This is a genomic window from Microbacterium sp. GCM10027623, assembly GCF_042666935.1.
Lineage (GTDB): Bacteria > Actinomycetota > Actinomycetes > Actinomycetales > Microbacteriaceae > Microbacterium.
This window is the reverse complement of record NZ_JBHTHE010000003.1, coordinates 542,268-565,395: the sequence shown is the minus strand read 5'-3', so window position 1 is coordinate 565,395 and position 23,128 is coordinate 542,268. Positions and strand designations below refer to the sequence as shown.

At 68.9% G+C, this 23,128-nt stretch carries 23 protein-coding genes; 4 read left to right on the top strand and 19 right to left on the bottom strand.

All coding sequences use genetic code 11. The features are described 5' to 3' along the window. Positions 1-103 precede the first annotated feature (103 nt). From ilvC to ACFQY2_RS15095, 7 genes are all read right to left on the bottom strand, one after another. A complete protein-coding gene (gene ilvC, locus ACFQY2_RS15125; RefSeq protein ID WP_378746774.1) occupies positions 104-1,132 on the bottom strand; it encodes a ketol-acid reductoisomerase in 1,029 nt (342 codons plus the stop codon). 77 nt (positions 1,133-1,209) lie between these two features. Next, the gene (gene ilvN, locus ACFQY2_RS15120) at positions 1,210-1,719 is read right to left on the bottom strand and encodes an acetolactate synthase small subunit (protein WP_378746773.1); all 510 of its coding nucleotides are present in this window, start codon (positions 1,717-1,719) and stop codon (positions 1,210-1,212) included. A gap of 3 nt (positions 1,720-1,722) precedes the next feature. Next, positions 1,723-3,525, bottom strand: a complete 1,803-nt coding sequence (locus ACFQY2_RS15115; RefSeq protein ID WP_378746772.1) for an acetolactate synthase large subunit — start codon at positions 3,523-3,525, stop codon at positions 1,723-1,725. A 58-nt stretch (positions 3,526-3,583) separates the two neighbouring features. Further along, complete coding sequence (gene ilvD / locus ACFQY2_RS15110) at positions 3,584-5,317, bottom strand: dihydroxy-acid dehydratase (RefSeq protein ID WP_378746770.1); 1,734 nt, start codon at positions 5,315-5,317, stop codon at positions 3,584-3,586. A gap of 9 nt (positions 5,318-5,326) precedes the next feature. Further along, complete coding sequence (gene otsB, locus ACFQY2_RS15105) at positions 5,327-6,124, bottom strand: trehalose-phosphatase (protein WP_378746769.1); 798 nt, start codon at positions 6,122-6,124, stop codon at positions 5,327-5,329. Beyond that, on the bottom strand, positions 6,121-7,545 hold the full coding sequence (locus ACFQY2_RS15100) for a trehalose-6-phosphate synthase (protein WP_378746768.1): 1,425 nt from the start codon (positions 7,543-7,545) through the stop codon (positions 6,121-6,123). Before ACFQY2_RS15100 ends, otsB begins: the two co-directional genes overlap by 4 nt. Before the next feature lie 46 nt (positions 7,546-7,591). Continuing rightward, the gene (locus ACFQY2_RS15095) at positions 7,592-8,815 is read right to left on the bottom strand and encodes an MFS transporter (RefSeq protein ID WP_378746767.1); all 1,224 of its coding nucleotides are present in this window, start codon (positions 8,813-8,815) and stop codon (positions 7,592-7,594) included. 144 nt (positions 8,816-8,959) lie between these two features. Between ACFQY2_RS15095 and ACFQY2_RS15090 the strand changes: the two genes are divergently transcribed. Further along, complete coding sequence (locus tag ACFQY2_RS15090; protein ID WP_378746765.1) at positions 8,960-9,238, top strand: hypothetical protein; 279 nt, start codon at positions 8,960-8,962, stop codon at positions 9,236-9,238. Positions 9,239-9,264: 26 nt separating this feature from the next. Here ACFQY2_RS15090 and ACFQY2_RS15085 read toward each other — a convergent pair whose 3' ends face one another. Genes ACFQY2_RS15085 through ACFQY2_RS15075 form a run of 3 tightly spaced genes read right to left on the bottom strand, consistent with a single transcriptional unit; the run spans position 9,265 to position 11,907 of the window. Then, positions 9,265-10,443 (bottom strand): acetyl-CoA C-acetyltransferase, encoded by a 1,179-nt coding sequence (locus tag ACFQY2_RS15085; RefSeq protein WP_378746764.1) that lies wholly within the window; start codon positions 10,441-10,443, stop codon positions 9,265-9,267. Continuing rightward, complete coding sequence (locus ACFQY2_RS15080; protein WP_378746763.1) at positions 10,440-11,111, bottom strand: CoA transferase subunit B; 672 nt, start codon at positions 11,109-11,111, stop codon at positions 10,440-10,442. Before ACFQY2_RS15080 ends, ACFQY2_RS15085 begins: the two co-directional genes overlap by 4 nt. Position 11,112: 1 nt before the next feature. Then, the gene (locus ACFQY2_RS15075) at positions 11,113-11,907 is read right to left on the bottom strand and encodes a CoA transferase subunit A (RefSeq protein ID WP_378746761.1); all 795 of its coding nucleotides are present in this window, start codon (positions 11,905-11,907) and stop codon (positions 11,113-11,115) included. An 81-nt stretch (positions 11,908-11,988) separates the two neighbouring features. On the opposite strand from ACFQY2_RS15075, the gene ACFQY2_RS15070 reads away from it, so the two are divergent. After that, positions 11,989-12,807, top strand: coding sequence for an IclR family transcriptional regulator (locus ACFQY2_RS15070; protein ID WP_378746760.1), 819 nt, complete (start codon positions 11,989-11,991; stop codon positions 12,805-12,807). Between the two features lie 7 nt (positions 12,808-12,814). Here ACFQY2_RS15070 and ACFQY2_RS15065 read toward each other — a convergent pair whose 3' ends face one another. From ACFQY2_RS15065 to ACFQY2_RS15025, 9 genes are read right to left on the bottom strand one after another with little or no spacing between them, the layout of a single operon-like run. Then, the gene (locus ACFQY2_RS15065) at positions 12,815-13,702 is read right to left on the bottom strand and encodes an alpha/beta hydrolase (RefSeq protein ID WP_378746759.1); all 888 of its coding nucleotides are present in this window, start codon (positions 13,700-13,702) and stop codon (positions 12,815-12,817) included. After that, the gene (locus ACFQY2_RS15060) at positions 13,702-14,454 is read right to left on the bottom strand and encodes a 3-hydroxybutyrate dehydrogenase (protein ID WP_378746757.1); all 753 of its coding nucleotides are present in this window, start codon (positions 14,452-14,454) and stop codon (positions 13,702-13,704) included. Before ACFQY2_RS15060 ends, ACFQY2_RS15065 begins: the two co-directional genes overlap by 1 nt. After that, positions 14,451-15,134, bottom strand: a complete 684-nt coding sequence (locus tag ACFQY2_RS15055; RefSeq protein ID WP_378746756.1) for a TetR/AcrR family transcriptional regulator — start codon at positions 15,132-15,134, stop codon at positions 14,451-14,453. The genes ACFQY2_RS15060 and ACFQY2_RS15055 overlap by 4 nt, the downstream gene beginning before the upstream one ends. Further along, a complete protein-coding gene (locus tag ACFQY2_RS15050; RefSeq protein WP_378746755.1) occupies positions 15,118-16,674 on the bottom strand; it encodes a class I adenylate-forming enzyme family protein in 1,557 nt (518 codons plus the stop codon). Before ACFQY2_RS15050 ends, ACFQY2_RS15055 begins: the two co-directional genes overlap by 17 nt. Next, positions 16,671-17,780 carry a branched-chain amino acid ABC transporter permease gene (locus ACFQY2_RS15045; protein WP_378746754.1) on the bottom strand — a complete coding sequence of 370 codons (1,110 nt, stop codon included), beginning with the start codon at positions 17,778-17,780 and terminating at the stop codon, positions 16,671-16,673. Before ACFQY2_RS15045 ends, ACFQY2_RS15050 begins: the two co-directional genes overlap by 4 nt. Beyond that, positions 17,777-18,652: a branched-chain amino acid ABC transporter permease gene (locus ACFQY2_RS15040; RefSeq protein ID WP_378746752.1), complete on the bottom strand. Its 876-nt coding sequence runs from the start codon at positions 18,650-18,652 to the stop codon at positions 17,777-17,779. The genes ACFQY2_RS15045 and ACFQY2_RS15040 overlap by 4 nt, the downstream gene beginning before the upstream one ends. Beyond that, a complete protein-coding gene (locus ACFQY2_RS15035) occupies positions 18,649-19,359 on the bottom strand; it encodes an ABC transporter ATP-binding protein (protein ID WP_378746751.1) in 711 nt (236 codons plus the stop codon). Before ACFQY2_RS15035 ends, ACFQY2_RS15040 begins: the two co-directional genes overlap by 4 nt. Further along, positions 19,356-20,132 (bottom strand): ABC transporter ATP-binding protein, encoded by a 777-nt coding sequence (locus ACFQY2_RS15030; protein ID WP_378746750.1) that lies wholly within the window; start codon positions 20,130-20,132, stop codon positions 19,356-19,358. Before ACFQY2_RS15030 ends, ACFQY2_RS15035 begins: the two co-directional genes overlap by 4 nt. 19 nt (positions 20,133-20,151) lie before the next feature. Continuing rightward, positions 20,152-21,339 (bottom strand): substrate-binding domain-containing protein, encoded by a 1,188-nt coding sequence (locus tag ACFQY2_RS15025; RefSeq protein WP_378746748.1) that lies wholly within the window; start codon positions 21,337-21,339, stop codon positions 20,152-20,154. Positions 21,340-21,464: 125 nt separating this feature from the next. On the opposite strand from ACFQY2_RS15025, the gene ACFQY2_RS15020 reads away from it, so the two are divergent. Next, complete coding sequence (locus ACFQY2_RS15020; protein WP_378746747.1) at positions 21,465-21,905, top strand: MarR family winged helix-turn-helix transcriptional regulator; 441 nt, start codon at positions 21,465-21,467, stop codon at positions 21,903-21,905. After that, positions 21,902-23,128, top strand: coding sequence for an MFS transporter (locus ACFQY2_RS15015; RefSeq protein ID WP_378746746.1), 1,227 nt, complete (start codon positions 21,902-21,904; stop codon positions 23,126-23,128). The genes ACFQY2_RS15020 and ACFQY2_RS15015 overlap by 4 nt, the downstream gene beginning before the upstream one ends.

Sequence of the window (23,128 nt, the reverse complement as noted above, 5' to 3'; positions counted from 1 at the left end):
GCCCGGTGCAATACCGGACCCAGACCCTCGCAGCATAGGCTTCAACTAAACCAGTCCAACAAACGCGGACCAGTTCATGCGGGGCGCCCCTTCTTCATGCTGATCAGCGCGCTGCGCTGCCCTCGACGTAGTCCTCGTCCGCCTGCTTCCAGGCGAACAGCGAGCGCAGCTCCTTGCCGGTGACCTCGATCGGGTGCCCCTGCTCCTTCTCGCGAAGCGCGAGGAACTCCTCGGCGCCGTTGTCCTGGTCGTCGATGAAGCGCTTGGCGAAGGCGCCTGACTGGATGTCGGCGAGAACACCCTGCATCCGCTCCTTGACGCCGGCGTCGATGATGCGCGGACCCGAGACGTAGTCGCCGAACTCGGCCGTGTCGGAGATCGACCAGCGCTGCTTGGCGATGCCGCCCTCCCACATGAGGTCGACGATGAGCTTGAGCTCGTGCAGAACCTCGAAGTAGGCGATCTGCGGCTGGTAGCCCGCCTCGGTCAGGGTCTCGAAGCCGGCCTGGACCAGGTGGCTGACGCCACCGCAGAGCACGGCCTGCTCTCCGAACAGGTCGGTCTCGGTCTCTTCGGTGAAGGTCGTCTTGATGACACCGGCACGGGTGCCGCCGATGGCCTTCGCGTACGACAGTGCGAGCGCCCACGCGCCACCGGAAGCATCGCGCTCGACCGCGATGATGTCCGGAATGCCCCGGCCCGCGACGAACTCGCGGCGCACGGTGTGTCCGGGCGCCTTCGGCGCGATGAGGATGACGTCCACGCCCTCCGGAGCGTCGATGTAGCCGAAGCGGATGTTGAATCCGTGCGCGAACGCGAGCGCCTTGCCCGCCGTCAGACGGTCCTTGATCGACTCGTTGTAGATGGTGCGCTGGTGCTGGTCCGGGGCGAGGATCATGATCACGTCGGCCCACTCGGTGGCGTCGGCGACGTTCTTCACGGGGAAGCCGGCCTCTTCGGCCTTGGCGATCGACTTGGAGCCCTCCTTGAGGGCGATCGTGACCTCGACGCCGGAATCGCGCAGATTCATGGCGTGGGCATGGCCCTGCGAGCCGTAGCCGACGATGGCGACCTTCTTGCCCTGGATGATCGAGAGGTCAGCGTCGTCGTCGTAGAAGATCTCGGTGCTCACGGTGTGTTTCTCCTTGGTTGTGGTTTTGGCGGGCCCTTCGACATGCTCAGGGACCCAGAAATTCAGTTGTCGAAGGGTCAGCCCCGCAGGACGCGCTCGGTGATGCTCTTCCCACCGCGGCCGATGGCGAGCAGGCCGGACTGCGCCAACTCCTTGATGCCGAACGGTTCGAGCGCCCGCAGCAGCGCCTGGGCCTTGCCCTGGTCGCCCGTGACCTCGACGACCAGCGCATCCGGAGCGTAGTCGACGACCGAGGCGCGGAACAGGTTCACGACCTCGAGCACGTTGGACCGGGTGTTGTTGTCGGTGCGCACCTTGATGAGCATGTGCTCGCGCTGCACCGACGTCGAGAAGTCCAGCTCGACGATCTTGATCACGTTGATGAGCTTGTTCAGCTGCTTGGTGACCTGCTCGAGCGGCAGCTCGTCGACGTCCACCACGACCGTGATGCGCGAGATGCCTGGCACCTCGGTCACACCGACGGCGAGGGACTCGATGTTGAAACCGCGGCGGGCGAACAATCCGGCCACGCGGGTCAGCAGACCGGGGGTGTCCTCCACCAGCAGGCTCAGAACATGCGACGCCATGACTCAGATCTCCTCGTCGAACGCGGGCGCGTGGTCACGCGCGTACTGGACATAGCTGTTGCTGACTCCCTGCGGGACCATCGGCCACACCATCGCATCCGCACTCACGACGAAGTCGATCACCACGGGGCGGTCGTTCGTCTCCAGAGCGAGTTTAATCGCGGCATCCACCTCGTCCTCGCTCTCCACCCGGATCGCGAGGCAGCCATACGCCTCGGCGAGCTTGACGAAGTCGGGGATGCGCACCGTGCCGTGTCCGGTGTTGAGGTCGGTGTTCGAGTGGCGTCCGTCGTAGAACAGCGTCTGCCACTGGCGCACCATCCCGAGCGAGGAGTTGTTGATGATCGCGACCTTGATCGGGATGTTGTTGATGACGCAGGTCGCGAGCTCCTGATTGGTCATCTGGAAGCATCCGTCGCCGTCGATGGCCCACACCACGCGGTCCGGCTCGGCGACCTTGGCGCCCATGGCGGCCGGCACGGAGTAGCCCATCGTGCCCGCTCCCCCGGAGTTCAACCAGGAGTTGGGCCGCTCGTACTTGATGAACTGCGCCGCCCACATCTGGTGCTGACCGACGCCTGCGGCGTACACCGCCTCGGGTCCGGTCAGCTCTCCGATGCGCTGGATCACGTGCTGCGGTGAGAGCAGACCGTCGCTGGGCTGAGCGAATCCGAGCGGGAACTCGGACTTCAGCCCGTCCAGGTACGACCACCACTCCTCGGTGTCGGGCTGTGATCCCGCGATCGCGCCGCGGTAGGCGGTGTCGAGGTCGACGAGTACGTCGCGCACGTCGCCCACGATCGGCACGTCCGCTGTGCGGATCTTCGAGATCTCAGCGGGATCGATGTCGACGTGCACGATCTTCGCCTTGGGCGCGAAGAGCGCCGCGCGGCCCGTGACACGGTCGTCGAAGCGGGCGCCCAGCGAGACGATCAGATCCGCCTCCTGCAGCGACAGCACCGCCGGCACCGTGCCGTGCATGCCGGGCATGCCGAGATGCTGCGGGTGCGAATCGGGGAAGGCTCCCCGTGCCATCAGGGTGGTGACCACCGGTGCCCCGGTGGACTCCGCCAGCGTGAGCAGCTCGGCCGAGGCGCGACCGCGGATGATGCCGCCGCCGACATAAAGCACCGGCTTCTTGGCCTCGGCGAGCATCGTCGCCGCGGCCTGGATCTGCTTGCCGTGCGCCTTCGTGACCGGCCGGTAGCCGGGCAGGTCGATCTTCGGCGGCCAGACGAACGACGCCACGTTCTGCTGCGCGTCCTTCGTGATGTCCACCAGCACGGGACCGGGGCGCCCCGTCGAGGCGATCTCGAACGCGGCGGCGATCGCACCGGGGATGTCCTCTGCGCGCTTGACGAGGAAGGAGTGCTTCGTGACCGGCATCGTGATGCCGACGATGTCGGCCTCCTGGAAGGCGTCGGTTCCCATCAGCGTGGAGAACACCTGTCCGGTGATCGCGACGATCGGCACGGAGTCCATGTAGGCGTCGGCGATGGCGGTGACGAGGTTGGTCGCCCCCGGGCCGGAGGTGGCGATGCAGACGCCGACCTTGCCGGATGCCGAGGCGTAGCCCTCGGCGGCATGACCGGCGCCCTGCTCGTGCCGCACGAGGATGTGGCGCAGTTCCGAGGCGTCCATGAGCGGATCGTAGACGGGGAGGATCGCCCCGCCGGGGAGACCGAAGACATCGGTCACTCCGAGCAGTTCGAGTGAGCGGACGACCGCCTCGGCGCCGGTGAGCTCGGGCGCGGATGCGGGGCGCGCAGGCGGTCGTGGCACGGCGGGAGCCGAATCAGGAGTCATGTCATTCCTAGGTGATCGAGTGCGCTCGGGAGGCTGGGTCCCCGAGACTGTCGAAGGGTCAACCGGTCACAGCGCCCTGAGCTGCAGAGCGCACGAGACGGGAGTACTTGGCGAGGACACCACGGGTATAGCGCGGAGGAAGGGGCTCCCAGCCCTCACGGCGGGAGTTCAGCTCGGACTCCTCGACGAGTAGCTCGAGGGAGCGAGCCGCGATATCGACCCGTATCAGATCACCATCGCGCACGAAGGCGATCGGACCAGCGTCCACCGCTTCGGGTGCTATGTGGCCGATGCACAGGCCGGTTGTGCCGCCTGAGAATCGTCCGTCCGTCAAGAGTAGTACATCTTTCCCGAGCCCCGCGCCCTTGATGGCTCCGGTGATGGCGAGCATCTCGCGCATTCCCGGACCGCCCTTCGGGCCCTCGTAGCGGATGACGACGACGTCGCCGGCCTGGATCTCGCCGTCGGCGAGGGCGTCCATCGCGGCGCGCTCGCGCTCGAACACGCGTGCGGGCCCCTCGAAGACGTCGGCGTCGAAACCGGCCGACTTCACCACCGCGCCCTCGGGGGCCAGCGAGCCGTGCAGGATCGTGATGCCGCCGGAGGCGTGGATCGGGTTGTCGAAGGTGTGGATGACCTCACCGTCGATGGGATCGGGGTTCAGCTCGCGGAGGTTCTCGGCGAGCGTCTTGCCCGTGACGGTGAGCGCATCGCCGTGCAGAAGGCCTTCGTCGAGCATCGCCTTCATGATGACGGGGATGCCGCCGTGGCGGTCGACGTCGTTCATCACGTAGTTGCCGAACGGCTTCATGTCCGCGATGTGCGGCGTCTTGTCACCGATGCGGTTGAAGTCGTGCAGGCTCAGATCCACACCCGCCTCGTTCGCGATGGCGAGCAGGTGCAGGACGACGTTGGTCGAGCCGCCCAGAGCCATCGCCAGTGCGATCGCGTTCTCGAAGGCCTCCTTCGTCAGGATGTCCTTGGTCGTGATGCCCTGACGCAGGAGGTTGACGACGGCCTCCCCCGAGCGGTGCGCGAAGTAGTCGCGACGGCGGTCGGCGGACGGCGGGGCGGCGGAGCCGGGCAGGCTCAGACCGAGAGCCTCGGCGACGGATGCCATGGTGTTGGCGGTGTACATGCCGCCGCATGCGCCCTCACCCGGTGCGAACGCGCACTCGATGCGCTTGAGGTCCTCCTCGCTCATGCGTCCGGCGCGACACGCGCCGACACCCTCGAACGAGTCGATGATGGTGATCTCCTTCTCGGTGCCGTCCGAGAGCTTGACCCAGCCGGGTGCGATCGATCCGGCGTAGAGGAAGACGCTGGACAGGCCCAGTCGGGCACTGGCCATGAGCATCCCGGGGATCGACTTGTCGCAACCTGCCAGCAGCACGCTGCCGTCGAGCCGCTCGGCCATCATCACCGTCTCGACGGAGTCGGCGATGACCTCGCGCGACACGAGCGAGAAGTGCATGCCCTCGTGGCCCATGGAGATGCCGTCCGAGACCGAGATGGTGCCGAACTGCAACGGATATCCGCCGCCGGAGTGCACGCCCTCCTTCGCCCCCTGCGCGAGCCGGTCGAGGCTCAGGTTGCAGGGAGTGATCTCGTTCCAGCTCGAGGCGATGCCGATCTGGGGCTTGTCCCAGTCCGCGTCGCCCATGCCGACGGCACGGAGCATTCCCCGGGACGTGGTGGCCTCGATGCCGTCGGTGACGACTCGGCTGCGCGGCTTGATGTCGATTTCGGTGGGTGCGCCGGGCGCACCGGAAGGAGCTTCGCGGGAGGACATGACGGAAGTCTATTCCCGCCCTGAGGCGCGTTCGGTCGCGATGACGCCAAGGAGCTCGGCGACCTGCTGTGGGGACTCCACACGCACGGTGGCCGCCGTGTCGCCCGCGCCCACGCGCACTCCCAGATCATCAGCGGTCAGAACGCGCATGGCGTCCTCATCGGTGACGTCGTCTCCGGCGAAGACGATGCCGGTCGCCCGGGTGTGCTCGCGCAGGGCCGCGATGGCGGCGTCCTTCCCCTCCGCTCGGGAGGAGAACTCCAGGATGCGGTCGCCCGTGCGTCGGCGCCAGCGCGCAGCGCGACGTGCCAGCACCTGGTCGACGGCGGCGAAGGCGGCGCGCTCGACGTCGGGATGCGCCGGGCGTCCGTGGATGCCCACCCCGAAGGTCTTGCGCTCCAGCTCCACGCCCGGGTAGGCGGTCAGGAGTGGTTCGAGTTCCTCGAACAGCGACTCGCGGAGCTCGCGTTCCTCCGCCTGCTCCGGGATGTCGGACTCTCCCTCACCCGGGTACCAGTACTGCGCGCCGTGGGAGCCGGCCAGCAGCACCGGCGAATCGTCGGCGTGCTCGGCGATCTCGCGCAGGTGCACCAGGCTGCGGCCGGACACGTAGGCGACGAAGGTGTCCGGCAGCGCCGCGAGTCGGGCGACGGCATCCGTCACGGCGGGGAGCGCCCGCGCGCTCATCGGCTCCGGCACCAGCGGCGCCGCCGTGCCGTCGAAGTCCAGCGCCACCAGCAGCACGGGGGTACGGGCGATCGCGGTGACGGCGGCATCCGGCGATCCAGGGGTCCACTGCCGAGTCATGCGTGCTCCTCCTCTGCGTGGCGGCAACGGTGCGCCGCCTGGTCCAGGGCTCGCAGGAACGACTGCGACCAATCCGTGACGTCGTGCTCGAGCACGCGCTTGCGCAGCGAGCGCATCCGCCGGCTCTGCTCGTGACGCGGCATCTCGATGGCCGTGACGATGGCATCCTTCACGCCCTCGATGTCGTGCGGGTTGATGCGCACCGCCTGGCGCAGCTCGTCGGCGGCGCCGGTGAACTCGCTGAGCACCAGCACACCGCGGTTGTCCGCGCGGGTGGCGACGTACTCCTTGGCGACGAGGTTCATCCCGTCGCGCAGCGCCGTGACCAGCATCACGTCGGCAGCGAGGTACATCGCCACCATCTCCTCGCGCGGGAAGCCCTGATGCAGGTAGCGGATCGCGGTGTGCCCGAGCGTGTCGTGGTTGCCGTTGATGCGTCCGATCGCGAGTTCCACCTCGTCGCGCAGCAGCATGTAGGCGTTCACCCGTTCGCGGCTGGGGCTGGCCACCTGGATGAAGGCGACGTCCTCCACCGAGATGCGGCCCTGGTCGAGCAATTCGCCGTACGCCTTGATGCGGTGCCCGATGCCCTTGGTGTAATCGAGCCGGTCCACGCCCAGGAGGATGTGCTTGGGGTTGCCGAGTCCCTCGCGGATCTCGAGCGCGCGGGCCTGGATGTCGGGACGCCTGGCCAGCTCCCGGTACGGCGTCGTGTCGATCGAGATCGGGAAGGCCTTCACCTGACTGACGCGACCGTCGGGCATCGCCACCGACGCGGCCTTGGTCTCGTACCCCAGCCGCCGCTTGGTCGCCGCGAGGAAGCTCGCGGCATCCTGAGCCCGCTGGAAGCCGATGACGTCGGCGCCCAGCAGGCCGCGCAGCACCTGATCGCGCCACGGCAGCTGGGCGTACAGGCCGTGCGACGGGAACGGGATGTGGTGGAAGTATCCGATCGTGATGTCCGGACGCAGGTTGCGCACCATCTCGGGGACGAGCTGAAGCTGGTAGTCATGGACCCAGACCGTGCCGTTCTTCGCCACGGCGGCGGCAGCGGCCTCGGCGAACCGCAGGTTGACGGAGACATACGCCTCCCACCATTCCCGGTGGTACTGCGGTGGTGCGATCACATCGTGGTAGAGCGGCCAGATGGTGTCGTTCGAGAATCCCTCGTAGTACTCCTCGATGTCCTGCTCGCTGAGGCTGACGGGGATCAGGCGGATGCCGTCGGCGTCGAACGGCGCGATCTCGACATCCGGCATGCCCGCCCAGCCGACCCAGGCGCCGTCCACGCTGCGCATCATCGGCTCGAGTGCGGCCACGAGTCCGCCCGGCGAGGTTCGCCAGGTCTCCTCTCCATCTGCATTCACGATCCGATCGACCGGAAGGCGGTTGGCGACGACGACGAACTCTGCGGCGACCATGGGACTCCTCTGCTCGGTACCTCCAGGCTACCGAGCGCGAGCCGTGTCAGCGCAGGGGTGGTGAGAGCAGCCGGTTTGCGATACCGGCCGCCACCACGATCGCCGCGGCGGCGAGGGGCATGATCAGCGCCGCTGCCGTGCCGGTGCTCTCCGCCAGCTGACCCGTGATCGCCGCGGCCGCGGCCTGGCCGACCACGATCCCCGAGCCCAGCATCGTCATCACCGTCGCCGAACGGCCCAGCGGGCTGCGTGCGACCCCCAGACTGTAGAGCGTGACCAGCGTCGGTCCGATGCCGATCCCCAGCAGACCCAGCGCGATCGTCATGGTGGTGACGTCGGCAGCTCCGGCGACGAGCAGCGAGCCGCCCAGCAGGATGCCGCCGAAGACGATCCAGCGCGCGTGCAGCGTGAAGCGAGGAGGCAACCAGGCCACGCCGAGGGCGAGGATCGCCGAGCCGATGCCCATCACCCCGTAGAGCAGGCCGGCCTGCTCCGCCGCTCCGCGGTCGGCCATGAACGAGGTCAGCGAGGTGAGCATGGAGCCGAAGAACAGGCCGACGCCGAGGATGCCGATGACGACCACCAGCAGCACCGGTCGGAACAGGTCCGACGCCGGAGTGGGGGCCGACCCGTCGGCGCCTCGGGTCGCCGAGACGTGCCGCGCCGTCGGATGCAGTGCGAAGGCGCCCACGAAGACGAGGGTGAGGGCGGATGCCAGGGCGATCGGAGCCCACGGTGTGATCAGCGATGCCAGCGCCCCCACGATGAAGGGTCCGAACACGAACACGGTCTCGTCGGCCGCCGACTCGTACGACATGGTCGCGGAGGTGCTTCGCTCACGCAGGGCCTGCGGCATCCGCTCGTCTATGATCGTCACCAGCCGCGACCTCGACATCGGCGACACCTGGGGAGCCGTCGCGCCGATCGCGAAGGCGGACACCAGCACGAACGCCTGATCCAGAGGGCTGTAGACGACGACGGCGAACGCCGCGAGCATGATCGCGTTCAGCACCGCCGCGGCGATCAGTACCGGCCGCTGCCCGTAGCGGTCGGCTGCCGCACCCAGGAACGGCCCGATCAGGGCTGTGCCGAGACCGACTGCGGCCGATGTGATGCCGCCGAGCCCCAGGGAGCCGCGCGCGGTGACGACGACGGTCAGCACCCCCACGACCATCATCGCGAACGGAAGGCGCGCGATGAACGCGATGATGAAGTACGGCAGGCCTGCGAGGCGGATCAGGCTCGGCGAAGAAGAGGAGTTGTGCGTCATGGCTCTCGGGCGCCGCAGCGGTTCCGCGTGACGCCGGGTCGGGTGCCGCCGCTTTCCGCCGGAGATCCGACGGCCGGTAGATACACAGTCGATACTGCTGTCAACCCTACCCGAGCATCCCTGCCACTCGGATAGCGTGGAGCCATGCGCTATCTCCTTCGCACCGGACTGTTCAGCGCCATCAGCATGGGCGTGACCCTGCTGCGCGGCTCACGCGGCCAACAGGTCACGTGGCGCGCGATCCTCGGATGGGTCAGCTGGGCGATCACGTTCGCCCTGGCACTCGGCGCGATCAAGGACATGCGCCGCCAGGAGAAGGGTCTGCCCGTCGCGACGGACTCGCCGTTCGCCCCCAAGCCGGACAAGCGGGAGCGCAAGCAGAAGCGCCGCGACGAGGTCGCGCGGATCGCCTCCGAGCGCTGATCCCCACGCCCGGAGGTTCAACGGACTCAGCGGGTGAGGATGAGCGCCTCCCCCTGACCGCCGCCACCGCAGAGCGCCGCGACGGCTGTGCCGGATCCGCGCTGGGCGAGCCGGTGGGCGAGGTGCACGACCAGACGCGCGCCGCTGGCGCCGATCGGATGTCCGATGGCGATGCCGCCGCCGTCGGTGTTCACGATGTCGCTGGAGAGTCCGAGCTCCTGCTGGGACCGGGCGACCACGGCGCCGAACGCCTCGTTGATCTCGACGAGATCCAGGTCGGATGCGGCGATGCCCTGCTTCTCCAGCGCGCGCTCGATCGCACGCGCAGGCTGCGCCTGCAGCGAGTTGTCGGGACCGGCGGTCTGACCGTTCGCGCCGATGACCGCCAGCACCGGCCAGCCCTTCGCCTCTGCGTTCTCACGCGAGGTGACGATGACCGCCGAAGCACCGTCCGAGATCTGCGAGGAGTTCCCGGCCGTGATCGTGCCGCCCTCGGCGAAGGCCGGCCGCAGTCCAGCCAGCGACTCGACGGTCGTGCCGGGGCGCACCCCCTCGTCCTGGGTGACGACGATCGGGGCGCCCTTGCGCTGCGGCACGGACACCTCGACGAGCTCCGCGTCGAACGCGCCGTTCTGCTGGCCGGCGGCCGCACGCTGGTGCGAGAGGGCGGCGACCGCGTCCTGCAGTTCGCGCGTCATCTCGTAGCGCGGATTGTGCCGCTCGGTCGATGCGCCCATGCTCTCGCGGTCGTACACGTCGGTCAGCCCGTCGTGCGCCATGTGGTCGAGCACCTCGATGCTGCCGTAGGCCCAGCCGTCACGCGAGCCCATGAGCAGGTGGGGCGCTCGCGTCATGGACTCCATGCCGCCCGCGACGACGGTGGTCGCGTCGCCCGTGCGGATCATGCGCGCGGCATCGATGATGGCCGTCAGGCCCGACAGGCAGACCTTGTTGATCGAGCTCGCCGGGACGTCCCATCCGATGCCCGCTCCGATCGCGGCCTGCCGCGCGGGGTTCTGGCCGGAGCCGGCCGAGAGCACCTGGCCCATCAGGACGGCGTCGACGTCCGTCGGCGAGATGGCCGCCTGCTCCAGGGCACCGCGGATCGCGAACGAGCCGAGCTGCGGCGCGGTGAACGAGGCGAGCTGCCCCTTCAACCGTCCCTGGGGTGTGCGGGCGGCCGCGACGATGACGATGTCGCTCATGAGTTCTCCTTCAGATTCTCCGAGACGGTCAGGTGCTCGGACACGATGAGTGCCGGCTCCGTCGCGTCGATGACGTCCTGCACGCTCACTCCGGGTGCCGTCTCGACGAGCACCAGTCCGTCGGCGGTGACGTCGATCACGGCGAGGTCGGTGATGATGCGGTCGACCACCGCCCTGCCGGTCAGCGGCAGCGAGCACTCGTCCACGATCTTCGCGGAGCCGTCCTTGGCGACGTGCTCCATGAGGATGATCACGCGTCCGGCGCCGTGGACGAGGTCCATCGCACCGCCGGGCCCCTTGACCATCTTGCCCGGAATCATCCAGTTGGCCAGGTCGCCGTTCTTCGAGACCTGCATGGCCCCGAGGATGGCGGCATCGATCTTGCCGCCGCGGATCATGCCGAAGCTCGTGGCGGAGTCGAAGAAGGCCGCGCCGGGCAGCAGGGTCACGGTCTCCTTGCCGGCGTTGATCAGGTCGGGGTCGACGTTCTCCTCCGTGGGGTACGGGCCGACGCCGAGGATGCCGTTCTCGGACTGCAGCACAAGGGTCACGCCGTCGGGGACGTAGTTGGGCACGAGGGTCGGCAGGCCGATCCCGAGGTTGACGTACGAGCCGTCGGCGAGCTCGCGGGCGGCTCTGGCCGCCATCTCATTGCGCGTGAGGGCCATGTCAGTTCCCTTCCTCGGTTCCTGAGCCCGTCGAAGGACGGACGGTGCGTCGCTCGATGCGCTTCTCGATGTCGGAGCCGACCTCCACGACGCGGTGCACGAACACTCCGGGCAGGTGGATGCCGTCCGGGTCCAGCTCACCGGGCTCGACGAGCTGCTCGACCTGGGCGATGCAGATCCGACCCGCCATCGCGGCGAGCGGGTTGAAGTTGCGGGCCGCCTTGTTGAAGACGAGGTTGCCGTGCCGGTCGCCCTTGAGCGCGTGCACGAGCGCGTAGTCGGTGGTGATCGACTCCTCCAGCACGAACTCACGCTGCTCGCCGTGGAACTCGAACGTGCGGGTGTCCTTGACCGGAGACGCGACGGCGATCGTGCCGTCTGGGTGGTAACGGCGAGGCAGACCGCCCTCGGCCACCTGCGTGCCGACGCCCGTCTGCGTGAAGAAGGCGGCGATGCCCGACCCGCCTGCCCGGAGCTTCTCGGCGAGAGTCCCCTGCGGAGTCAGTTCGAGTTCGAGATCGCCCTCCAGGAACTGGCGTTCGAACTCCTTGTTCTCCCCCACGTACGACGACGTCATCTTGCGGATGCGCTGCGCGGCGAGCAGGATCCCCAGTCCCCAGTCGTCCACGCCGCAGTTGTTGCTCACGACACTGAGGTCCGTGGTGCCCTGCGCGTGAAGCGCCTCGATGAGGAGCATCGGATTGCCCGAGAGCCCGAAGCCGCCCACGGCGAGGGATGCTCCGTCCGGGATGTCGGCGACGGCTTCCGCCGCCGATGCGAACTGTTTGTCGATCACAGGGCCACTCCTTCGTGATGGGTCACCTCCAGCATCCGCCCGAGGCGCGACAGCGGGCAAGCGGATGCTTGCGATGTGGTCATGAGAACGAGTAGCGTCCATATTGTGGAATCACCTTCTTCCGGGCGGCGTACGGTTCCCGGGGCGCAGGCGATCGCCCGTGCCTCGGCGCTGCTGCGTCTGGTCTCGGCGTCCGCTGACGGTGCGTCGCTGCAGACGCTGGCCCGGGATGCCGAGCTCAGTCGCTCGACCGCGCACCGTCTGCTGACCGCCCTGCGCGTGGAGGGGCTGGTCGATCAGGATCCCGCGACATCGCGGTGGATGCCCGGCCCCGAGCTGTATCTGATGGGAACAGCGGCGGCGTCGCGGTATGACATCACCGAGATCTCTCGCGATATCGTGCGGTCTCTGGCGGTGAAGACCGAGGAGAGCGCGTTCCTGTCCACCCGCCGCGCAGACGAGACGGTGTGCCTGATCCGCGAGGAGGGGTCGTTCCCCATCCGGTCCTTCGTGCTCAGCGAGGGCATCCGCTTTCCGCTGGGCGTCGCCAGCGCCGGCATCGCGATCCTGTCTTTCCTCCCTGACCACGATGTGGATGCCTACCTGGAGCGTCATCCCGAGCTCGAGGAGCGCTGGGGACGCGCCCACGGCCCGGGACCGCTGCGCAAGCGGCTGGCCGAGACGAAGGAGCGCGGCTACGCCGTGAATCCCGGCCTGATCGTCGAGGGATCGTGGGGCATCGGCGCCGCGGTGTTCGACCGCGAGGGTCGCGCCGAGTGGGCGCTGAGCCTGACCGGCGCGGAGTTCCGCTTCGGCCCCGATCGGCTCCCCCAGCTCGGGCGCACTCTGCTCGCGCATGCGCACCAGCTGTCCTCCCGGATCGCCGGCGCCAGGCACTGAAAGCGGGTCAGCCGAGCTCGGCGCGCAGCAGCGGCGCCAGCTTCTCGGCACCGCGATGCGACATGACCACCGTGTAGTGGTTGAGGTCGTGCAGCGCCACGTGCCGCACCTGGGGGAACGTCTCGAGCAGCCGCGCCAGATGCTCCGGCGCGTACAGCCCGGGCGTCTCGTTCTGCAGTCCGCGGGGGACGGTGAGGAACAGCGTGGGCTTCGACAGCGCCGACAGCGCATCCGGAAGCGTGCTGCCGGTGTTCATGTCGGCGGTGTCCTCGGCCATGATCCGGTAGCTCGTCGCCGAGCGCAGCGCGCCGCCGTCGGGCACGAGGTCGTAGGCGATGTACGCCTCGAGCTCGTCGCTCCAGTCGTCGGCGAAGGCCGGGTGGCCGCGCCAGAAGTCGTCGATGTAGGCGTCGACACTCGGCCAGCGCTGCGACAGCCGCTCGGCGACGGGACCGAGGATCATCGGCACCAGCTGCTCGGGCGCGACGCCGGCAGGCACATCCAACGGCAGTCCGCCGTCGACGAGCATCAGGCGGGAGACCCGATCGGGATGCCGGTGCGCGACGGCGACCGCGACGAAGGCGCCCATGGAGTGCCCGACGACGGTCGTCTCGGCGATGCCGAAGGCGTCCAGCACGGCCGCCATGTCGTCGGCGTGCACCGCCATGCCCGCGGGTCCCCGCACGGCGTGGCTGGCACCCCGACCGCGCAGGTCCGGAGCGATCAGCCGCACACCCGGCAGACGGTCCACCAGGAACGGCCACGCCAGGTGCGACGAGGTGACGCCGTGGATGAGCAGCGCGGTGTGCGCGGCCTCACCCTCGGGCTCCCAGACGCCGACGCGCAGGTCACCCCCGGTCACGGGAACGTCGACGGTGCGATAGGTGTGGGGCATCAGCGGGAGCTCCATCCGCCGTCCATGGTGTACGACGCACCGGTGACCATGCCCGCGGCATCCGAGACCAGCCATCCCGCGAGCGACGCGACCTCGGACGCCTCGACGAGTCGCTTGATCGCGCTCTCCGTGAGCATGATCTTCTCCACGACGTCGGCCTCGGGGATCCCGTGCAGGCGCGCCTGGTCGGCGATCTGCTTCTCGACCAGAGGAGTGCGCACATACCCCGGGTTGATGCAGTTGCTCGTGGTGCCGTGCGGGCCGCCCTCCAGCGCCGTCACCTTCGACAGTCCCTCCAGCCCGTGCTTGGCCGCGACGTAGGCGGACTTGAAGGCGCTGGCGCGCAGCCCATGGACGCTGGAGATGTTCACGATGCGCCCCCAGCCGCGCTCGTACATGCCGGGCAGCACCGCACGGATCAGCAGGAAGGGAGCCTCGAGCATGATGCGCTGGATCGCGCGGAACGCGTCGGGATCGAACTCCTCGATCGGGCTCACCCGCTGGATGCCGGCGTTGTTCACGAGGATGTCGGCCTGCAGCGCCACGTCGTCCAACGCCGCCGTGTCGGAGAGATCGACGACCCACGCCTCTCCCCCGATCTCGTCGGCGGCAGCGGTGGCCGCGTCGGCATTGAGGTCGGCGATGACGACGTGGGCGCCGCGACGCGCGAACTCCTGCGCGCAGGCCCGTCCGATCCCGCTCGCCCCACCCGTGACGATCGCCCTTTTTCCCGCGAGATCGTGCTCGGTCATCGTCCTGCCTCCTCAGTGCTGTGCGACGTCGTGCTGTCCGGGCGCAGCGCTCGAGCGATGAACGCGGTCATGCCGTCGAGTACGGCCGGGGCGATCTGTGCGGGCGGGTTGCCGTCGGCATCCTTCTCCCAGAGCAGATACCGCATGCCGATCAGTTCACCGGCGCCCATCAGCGCCCAGGCGACGACCTCGGTGTCGAGCTCCTCGGCGACCTCGCCGCTGCGCTGGGCGGCGGCGAGCCCGGCCTGGTAGCCGTCGACGATGCGTTCGTAGTGCAGCCGGAGCATGGCAGGCGACACGAACTCCGCCTCGCGGACGACCCGGTACAGGGCGGGATGCCTGGCAGTGAAGCGGAAGAACCCCTCGAACCCGAGCCGCTCGGCCTCGATCCGGCCGGACGCCCCCGCCATCGCCTCGGACATCGAGTGCCGCACCCTGCTGTTGAGATCCAGCACCAGCGCCTCGAAGATGGACTGCTTGCTGTCGAAGTACAGGTAGAACGTTCCCAGCGCCACACCGGCGTGTTCGGTGATCTTCACGATCGAGGCCTCGTGATACCCGAGGTCGGCGAAGACCTGTTCGGCCGCCTCCAGGAGGCGTCGCCGCGTCTTCTGCCCCCGCGTGGTCAGCGGACGTCCGGTCGCCTGGGAGACCGGCGGGTCCTCAGTGTGCATGGTCATGGTTCTCCTTCTGCTCGCGGAGCAGTTCCTGCGCCCATCGGCGCAGTCGACCTCGGGCGATCTTGTCGATCGTCGAGCGCGGCAGCTCGTCGACGAACTCGATGTGCGCGGGAAGCTTGAACGACGCCAGACGTTCGGCGGCGAAGGCGCGCAGTTCATCGGCGGAGACCGGCGCGACCGTCACGACGAACGCGAAACCGCGCTCCCCCCAGGTGTCATCCGGCACACCGACCACGGCGCAGGCGGCGACCAGTGGATGCGCCCCGAGAGCACGCTCGACCTCAGCCGGCGCGACGTTCTCTCCGCCCGAGACGAAGATCTCCTTGAGCCGATCGACGACGTGATGGACGCCGTCGGCATCCCGGCGCAGCAGGTCGCCGGTGCGCAGCCAATCACCGTTCATGGCGCGCTCGGTGGCCTCGGGGTCGTCGAGGTAGCCGGCGAACACGCTCGCACCGCGCACCCACAGCTCCCCGGTTGCGGCGCCCTCGAGTTCGCAACCGGTGAGAGGGTCGACTATCCGGGCGTCGACGCCCGGATAGGGTCGTCCGACCGCTCCCGGATGCGCCGAGACGAGTTCCGACGGGAGGTGGAGCACGTTGGGGCCCGCTTCGGTGAGCCCATAGCCCTGCGTGAACAAGACCCCGCGCTGCGCCCAGTGCGCGACGAGGTCTTCGGGGACGGTCGCGCCTCCTGCGACGACGCGTCGCAGCGTGGACAGGTCGGCGGACGCCCACAGCGGATGCCGCTGCAGCATCCGGTACTGGGTCGGAACGCCCATCATCGCGGTGACGCCTCGCGCGGAGATCAGCTGCAGCACGCGCCCGGGGTCGAACGAGCGCTCCAGAACGACGGTGGCGCCCCGCCACCAGGCCTGCAACGGCTGCACGTTCCACGCGGCGACGTGGTACTGCGGCAGCATGGCGAGCACGACGTCGTCGGTGTTCAGCGGCATCGCCCGGTCGAGGGCGAGGTTGTTCCAGAAGCAGTTCTCGTGCGTGAGAATCACGCCCTTGGGGGCGGCCTCGCTCCCGGAGGTGTAGATGATCAGCAGCGGATCGTCGTCCCGGGCGGGCCGGCGGGGCGCGGATGTCGCCGAGCCCGGCGCCTCCCGCTCGATGCCCGACACACCCAGCACGGCGTTCGGCGCGTCGATCTCCGCGATCTCGAGGGCCGCCGCCGCCAGCGAGCAGTGCTCGTCCTCGATCAGGAGCAGGGCGGGATCGGTCCGGGTGAGCAGGTCCGCGAGCTCCGCCGGTGTCAACCGCCAGGAGAGCGGGACGAAGCCGATCCCCAGCTCAGCGCAGGCGAAGAACGCCACGATGTGGTCGGTGGAGTTTCCCGACACGGTGGCGATCCGCTGACCGGCGCCGTAACCGGCATCCGCGAGCCGCCGCACCAGGGCGTCGGTGCGGGCCGCGAGTGTGCCGTAGTCGGTGCGGACGCCGCGGTCGTCCACGGCGACGCGCGCGGGAGCCGCGGCGGCGCTGTCGCGCAGCCAGCGACCGATCGTGTGCGGGCCCGCCATGGCATCCATCATGGCGCGACCGCCTGCCGATCGATCTGCTCCTCGAGCGCATCCAGGCCCCCGCCGGTCTGCCCGCCGCGTCGACGTCGCAGCCACGAGTCGACGGTGCCGGCGATGCCGCCGGGGAGGAACATAACCACGAGGATGAAGAGTACGCCCAGGATGAACAGCGGCTCCGACAGGGGCACCCGCAGCACATCGGGCAGCTGCTGGATGCCGTCCGCGCGGGCGAGCACCGTGAGCCGCTGGTCGAGGATCGTGTACAGCACACCCCCGAGGACGGCTCCCCAGCGGAAGCCGACGCCTCCGAGGACCACCATGACGAGCACCGTGATGGTCAGGTCGGCCCCGACGGCGCTGGGCTGGGTGCCCGACTGCAGCAGCAGGTAGGCGACGCCGGCCAGTGAGGCGCAGAGTCCGGCGATCACGAAGACCAGGAGTCGGGCCCGGGACGGATGCAGCCCGAGCACGCGCACACGCAGCTCGTTCTCGCGCGCCGCGGCGGCGAGGTGCCCGAGGCGCGAGCGATCGACCCAGAGCACGATCAGGTAGACCAGCACGACGACCGCCAGGCAGACCCAGTACAGGTTGCGGGTGTTGACCACGCCGACCAACCAGTCGGGAACGCCGGCGGTGTTCAATCCCAGGCCCTCCTCGCCGCCGGTGATCGCCTGGTTGCGGCGCACGAGCACGGATCCGGCCTGCGCGAACGCGAGCGTGACCATCGCGAAGGGGATGCCGTTCACGCGCATGGCCACCGCTCCGGTGACCACGGCGATGACGATGCCGCCGAGCAGTGCGACGAAAACTCCGGGCACCAGCGGCAGCTCGGCGGCTCTGAGCACGATGCCCAGTCCGTAGGCTCCGGCGCCGAAGTACAGAGCGTGCCCGAAGGACAGCATCCCGGCCGTGCCGAGCAGCAGGTTGTACGACAGTGCGAGGGCCGCGAACACCATGCACAGCGACATCAGCGCGAGCGACCCGGGCGTGTACGTCGGGCCGGGGAGGATGCCGGGGATCGACAGGTTCAGCATCGGCAGCAGCGCCAGGGCTACGACGAGGACCACCCCCACGAGGAGCGGGAGAAGGCGGGAGACACGGGTCGCGCGCATGATCATGCCCTCTTTCCCATCAGCCCGGCCGGGCGCACGAGCAGGACGACCGCGAGCAGGATCACGACGATGAAATCGCCCGTTCCGCCCAGATAGGTGTTGGCGACCTGCTGCATCACGGCGACGAGCACCGAGGCGATGGCCGCTCCCGTGAGCGAGCCCAGACCGCCGACGACGGTGACGATGAACGCGAAGATGAGCAGGGTGGATCCCATGTGCGCCGACACGTACGTCAGCGCGTGCATCGCGAGGACGCCGCCGATGCCCGCCGCGGCGCCGCCGATCGCGAACACGAGCGTGAAGGAGCGGCGCACGTCGATGCCGAGCGCGGTGACCATCGCCCTGTTCTCCACACCGGCGCGGATGATCATGCCGTAGCGGGTCTTCTTCAGGAACAGCACGAGGCCCGCCAGCACGAGGCCGGCGGCGATGATCAGCACCCAGTACTTGTTGGGGATGCTGGCGCCCAGCACCGAGGTGGTGCGGCTGAGCCAGGCCGGCCCGGCGATCGTGATCGGGTCGGTGCCCCAGATGCCCTCGAACAGCGCGACCGCGGCGAACGACAGTCCGACCGTGACGAGCACCTGCTCGATGTGCCGTTCGTACAGCGGCCGGATCAGCAGCAGTTCCGTGCCTGCCGCGAAGACCGCGCCGACCACGGCCCCGATGAGGATCGAGAGCAGGAATCCGCCCCAGCTGGTGACCCCGATGGCCTGGGCGACGGCCCAGCCGACGAAGGCGCTGAGAGTGAGGAAGGCGCCGTGCGCGAAGTTCAGCACGTGCATGAGCCCGTAGATCAGGCTCAGGCCGCTGGCGACGAGGAAGTACAGCGCGCCCAGACCCAGGCCGATGATGAGAGTGAGGATGAGAGTGCTCATGCGTGCTCCTCGGCGCTGACGCCCAGGAGGCGCCGGGTCAGGTCGGCATCATCGAGGATCTCGGATGCGCGGCCGACGAACGCCACGCGCCCATCGGCGATCACGATGGCCTGATCGGCCAATCGCCGGACGACATCGAGGTTCTGCTCGACGAGCAGCATCGGGACCACCCGAGCGGCCTCGGCGAGCGCGTCGGACACCTCGGTGACGATCTTGGGGGCGAGCCCCTTGGTGGGCTCGTCCACCAGCAGCAGGCGGTTGTCGTTCAGCAGTGCACGGGCGACGGAGACCATCTGCTGCTGCCCTCCGGAGAGGGTGCCAGCGCGCTGGTCGCGACGCGTGACGAGGTCGGGGAAGAGCTGTGCGACGAAGTCGCGACGCGGTTCGCGCTGGCGCTCGGCGAGCGCGAGATTTTCGGCGACGGTCAGTCCGGCGAAGACGTCGCGGTCCTCGGGCACGTACCCGACGCCCCTCTGGACGATGCGGTGCGTGCTCAGCCCGTCGATCCGCTCACCGTCCAGCAGTACCTCGCCCTTGCGGGTGATGAGGCCCAGGATGCCTCGCAGCGTCGAGGTCTTGCCCGCTCCGTTTCGACCGAGCACGGCGGTGATGCCCGTGGCCGGCACGTCGAAGGTGACGTCCTCGACGACCTGCTGGCCGGCGATCCAGGCGCGCAGGTTCCGCACCTGCAGGATCGGGGCGCTCATGCGCTCGTCCCCAGGTAGGCGCTCTGCACGGTCGCGTTCTCCATGATCCGCTGCGGGGTGTCCACGGCGATGATGTTGCCGAAGTACATCACGGCCACCAGGTCCACCAGTCCCATCAACACCTCGATGTGGTGCTCGACCATCAGCACGGTGCAGCCGGTCTCGGCCTGCAGAGCCCGGATGCTGTCGACGAGCCCCGCGACATCGCCGGAGGCGACACCCGCCATCGGCTCGTCGAGCAGCACCAACCGGGAGCGGGTGGCCAGGAGGACGGCGATCTCGAGTTTGCGCTTGTCGCCGTGGCCGATGTCGCCCGCGCGGGCGTCCAGCCGGTGCCCGAGGCCGACCGAGTGCAGCAGCTCCTCGGCGCGGACGCCGGCGGCATCCGTGCGCCTGGGGAAGTGGAACAGCGAGTAGCTGCCGCGCTGGGTCGCCTGCACCGCGGTGCGCACGTTCTCGTGCACCGTCAGCTGCGGGAACAGGCTGGAGGTCTGGAAGGTTCTGCCCAGTCCCGCCCGCGCGCGCTGGGGCACGCTGGTGCGGGTGATGTCCACGCCGTCCATCAGGATGCGCCCGGCAGTGGGCCGGACGAGCCCCGAGACGGCGTTGAACAGCGTGGTCTTGCCTGCGCCGTTGGGTCCGATCACTCCGACCAGGGCACCCGGCTCGATCGCGAGGTCGACGTCCTTGAGGATGGTCGCACCTCCGATGTCGAGGCCGAGACCCTCGATCCGAAGCGCAGCTCCGCTCGCGGACGGGACTGGGGTGTTCATCGTGGGCTGATCCTCCGGGTCACGGGGCGACGTCTGCGGCGGGAACAGTGGAGACCAGCTCGGGGACGAAGGAGCCGTCCTGGGCGACGAGCCTGGCCTGGTACATGTCCTGCAGCAGCGCGTGATCCTCGGCGCGAACCGTGTTCTTGCCCTTCGGCCCCTCGAACTCGAAGCCCTCAAGCGCGGCGATCATGGCATCCACGTCGCCCTTGCCCTCCTTGACAGCCTGCACGAGCATGATCGCGGCGTTGAAGCCGTCGGGGCTGAACAGATCGGGCTCGCCGCCCGCCTTCTCCAGACCGGTGACCATCGCGGTGTTGACCTCGTTGTCGGGTGCGGCGGCGAAGTAGTGGTTCAGGAAGTTGATCTTCTCGGAAGCGACGCCGTAAGCGCCGAAGGTGGCGCTGTCGCCGAGACCCGTGACCACCGGGATGTCGTCGAGCACACCCTGCTGGCTCATCGCCTGCCACATCGCACCGGAGGTGGCTCCGGCCCAGGCGACGAACACGAGATCCGGCTCGGCGGTGAGAACCTGCTGCGCGAACGGGGTGAACTCGGTCACGTCCTCGGCCACCAGCACCGGCTCGACCGTCGCACCCTTGGCTCCCAGGATCGCCTCGACCGCAGCGACGTTGCCCTGCCCGAACGCGGTGTTCTGCGCGAACACCGCGATCTTCTTGCCGTCGATGTCATCAAGGAAGGTTCCTGCGGTGGCGACGTCCTGCGCGGACTGTCGACCCGAGCGGAACGTGTAGTCGTTGATGCCGGTGACGGCGTCGGCCGCCGCCGGGCCGGAGATGAAGAGCACCTTGTTCTGTGCGGCCTGCTCCGCCACGGCGAGCGCGACACCTGACGAGGCGCTGCCCAGCAGGATGTTCACGCCGTCACCGATGAGCTCCTTCGCCGCGGTAACCGCCGTGTCGGGGTCGCCCGCGTCATCGCGGTTCTCGATGACGATGGTGGTGCCGTCCACCGCGCCGGTGCCGTCGGTGGCGTAGTCGAGACCGACGGCGAACGCGTCCAGGTACTGCTTGCCGTAGCCCGCGAGCGGGCCCGTCTCGCTGGTGATGACACCCACTCGCACTTCGGCAGGACTCTGGTCACCGCCGTCGGCAGCGGGTGCGCCCGCCTGCGGCGCACACGCCGTGATCACGAGGGCCGCGGTGACGAGCACCGAGCCGAGGAGCAACTTCTTCGTAACTCGCATCTGGAGGCCTTTCAGCAGTGGAAGGTAAGAACATGAAACCCGATTCAGGTAATGTATAGCACGGGTCGGCGCAGGTCAACACAGCACGGCATCCGATGCATACCGCACGATATATACTTCATGGCATGAATAGAGCGGATGTGATCCCGTCCCTGGTGCTGTCCGCCCATGCGCTGGCCCGTATCGCCGCCCAGGAGGCGGGGAACGAGGCGCCCTCGGCGCAGTGGCGTGCACTGGGCATCCTGGAACGGCTCGGCAGCCTGCGCCTGGGCGAACTCGCCTCCGCAGCGCGGACCACGCAGCCCGGCATGACCCGGCTCATCGGCGCACTCGCGCAGTCCGGACTCGTGGTCAGAACCGCCGATCCGGCCGACACCCGCGCGACCGTCGTGACCGCCACTCCCGCCGGTCTGCAGGCGCTCGCGGACTGGCGCACCGAGATGCGCGACACGCTCGCCCCCCGCTTCCGCGAACTCACCGAGGAGGACTGGTCCGCGCTGCAGCGCGCCGCCGACATCCTCGCCCTCCACGCACAGGAATCGAGCACGACAGGAGACGTCGCATGAGCGGAGCACCCCAGGGATCGGTCTGGCGTCAGCCCGCACAGGTCTGGGCGGTGGCGTTCGCGTGCGTCGTCGCGTTCATGGGAATCGGCCTCGTCGACCCGATCCTTCCGGCGATCGCGGAATCCCTGCAGGCATCCCCCGTCGAGACCGAGCTGCTGTTCACCAGCTATCTCCTGGTCACCGGGCTCGCAATGCTCGTGACCAGCTGGATCTCCAGCCGCATCGGAGCCAAGGCGACTCTGCTGACGGGCCTGGGACTGATCGTGGTCTTCGCCCTGCTGAGCGCTCTGAGCGGCAGCGTCGACTGGGTCATCGGATTCCGGGCGGGCTGGGGCCTGGGAAACGCGCTGTTCATCTCCACGGCGCTCGCCACCATTGTCGGAGCCGCCGCCGGCGGCAGCGGGGCGGCTATCGTGCTGTACGAGGCCGCTCTGGGTCTCGGCATCGCCATCGGACCGCTCCTGGGCGGCCTGCTCGGCGAGGTCAGCTGGCGCGGGCCGTTCTTCGGCGTCGTCGCCCTGATGGCCATCGGCTTCATCGCGGTGCTCGCCCTGGTCAGCAGCGGCGAGGACGCGCGCGTGCCGATGCCGTTCTCGGCGCCGTTCCGTGCGCTGGGACGACCTGCCCTGGCGATCCTCGCCGTCGCCGCCCTCTTCTACAACATCGGGTTCTTCGTGCTGCTGGCATTCTCGCCGTTCCCCCTCGGGTTCGGCGCCATGGGCATCGGCTTCACGTTCTTCGGCTGGGGTGTCGCGCTCGCCGTCACGAGCGTATGGGTCGCCCCGGCGCTCATGAGACGGCTGTCGCGGACGACGATCATCCTCGCGACGCTGCCACTGCTCGCGGTCGATCTCGTCGCCGCCGGGATGGTGGTGGCCAGCCCGGCGGCTCTCGTGGTCTGCATCGTCGTCGGCGGCCTGCTGCTGGGTGTGATGAACACCGTGCTCACCGAAGCCGTCATGGAGGCGACGGATCTGCCGCGCTCGGTGGCTTCCTCCGCGTACTCCGCGGTTCGCTTCCTCGGCGGCGCGATGGCTCCGCCGGTGGCCGCGGCGCTCGCTCATGCATTCGGCGACACCGTGCCCTACGTGTTCGCTGCGGCGTCCGTCATCGTCGCGGCTCTGACCGTGCTGCTCGGGCGCCGCGTGCTGGCGCACATCGACGATCCCGGTGACGGTGCCGGAGAGGACGCCGAGGCGATTCTGCTCGGCGACGCGGCCTGA

What these genes read in the sequence shown, in the direction of transcription:
- ACFQY2_RS15045 (WP_378746754.1), bottom strand. Translation starts at nt 17,780, where the DNA reads ATGATCATGCGCGCGACCCGTGTCTCCCGCCTTCTCCCGCTCCTCGTG.
- ACFQY2_RS15115 (WP_378746772.1), bottom strand. Translation starts at nt 3,525, where the DNA reads ATGACTCCTGATTCGGCTCCCGCCGTGCCACGACCGCCTGCGCGCCCC.
- ACFQY2_RS15060 (WP_378746757.1), bottom strand. Translation starts at nt 14,454, where the DNA reads ATGACCGAGCACGATCTCGCGGGAAAAAGGGCGATCGTCACGGGTGGG.
- ACFQY2_RS15015 (WP_378746746.1), top strand. Translation starts at nt 21,902, where the DNA reads ATGAGCGGAGCACCCCAGGGATCGGTCTGGCGTCAGCCCGCACAGGTC.
- ACFQY2_RS15095 (WP_378746767.1), bottom strand. Translation starts at nt 8,815, where the DNA reads ATGACGCACAACTCCTCTTCTTCGCCGAGCCTGATCCGCCTCGCAGGC.
- ACFQY2_RS15040 (WP_378746752.1), bottom strand. Translation starts at nt 18,652, where the DNA reads ATGAGCACTCTCATCCTCACTCTCATCATCGGCCTGGGTCTGGGCGCG.
- ACFQY2_RS15020 (WP_378746747.1), top strand. Translation starts at nt 21,465, where the DNA reads ATGAATAGAGCGGATGTGATCCCGTCCCTGGTGCTGTCCGCCCATGCG.
- ACFQY2_RS15065 (WP_378746759.1), bottom strand. Translation starts at nt 13,702, where the DNA reads ATGCCCCACACCTATCGCACCGTCGACGTTCCCGTGACCGGGGGTGAC.
- ACFQY2_RS15035 (WP_378746751.1), bottom strand. Translation starts at nt 19,359, where the DNA reads ATGAGCGCCCCGATCCTGCAGGTGCGGAACCTGCGCGCCTGGATCGCC.
- ACFQY2_RS15070 (WP_378746760.1), top strand. Translation starts at nt 11,989, where the DNA reads ATGAGAACGAGTAGCGTCCATATTGTGGAATCACCTTCTTCCGGGCGG.
- ACFQY2_RS15100 (WP_378746768.1), bottom strand. Translation starts at nt 7,545, where the DNA reads ATGGTCGCCGCAGAGTTCGTCGTCGTCGCCAACCGCCTTCCGGTCGAT.
- otsB (WP_378746769.1), bottom strand. Translation starts at nt 6,124, where the DNA reads ATGACTCGGCAGTGGACCCCTGGATCGCCGGATGCCGCCGTCACCGCG.
- ACFQY2_RS15085 (WP_378746764.1), bottom strand. Translation starts at nt 10,443, where the DNA reads ATGAGCGACATCGTCATCGTCGCGGCCGCCCGCACACCCCAGGGACGG.
- ACFQY2_RS15080 (WP_378746763.1), bottom strand. Translation starts at nt 11,111, where the DNA reads ATGGCCCTCACGCGCAATGAGATGGCGGCCAGAGCCGCCCGCGAGCTC.
- ACFQY2_RS15025 (WP_378746748.1), bottom strand. Translation starts at nt 21,339, where the DNA reads ATGCGAGTTACGAAGAAGTTGCTCCTCGGCTCGGTGCTCGTCACCGCG.
- ilvD (WP_378746770.1), bottom strand. Translation starts at nt 5,317, where the DNA reads ATGTCCTCCCGCGAAGCTCCTTCCGGTGCGCCCGGCGCACCCACCGAA.
- ilvN (WP_378746773.1), bottom strand. Translation starts at nt 1,719, where the DNA reads ATGGCGTCGCATGTTCTGAGCCTGCTGGTGGAGGACACCCCCGGTCTG.
- ACFQY2_RS15055 (WP_378746756.1), bottom strand. Translation starts at nt 15,134, where the DNA reads ATGACCATGCACACTGAGGACCCGCCGGTCTCCCAGGCGACCGGACGT.
- ACFQY2_RS15090 (WP_378746765.1), top strand. Translation starts at nt 8,960, where the DNA reads ATGCGCTATCTCCTTCGCACCGGACTGTTCAGCGCCATCAGCATGGGC.
- ACFQY2_RS15030 (WP_378746750.1), bottom strand. Translation starts at nt 20,132, where the DNA reads ATGAACACCCCAGTCCCGTCCGCGAGCGGAGCTGCGCTTCGGATCGAG.
- ACFQY2_RS15050 (WP_378746755.1), bottom strand. Translation starts at nt 16,674, where the DNA reads ATGATGGATGCCATGGCGGGCCCGCACACGATCGGTCGCTGGCTGCGC.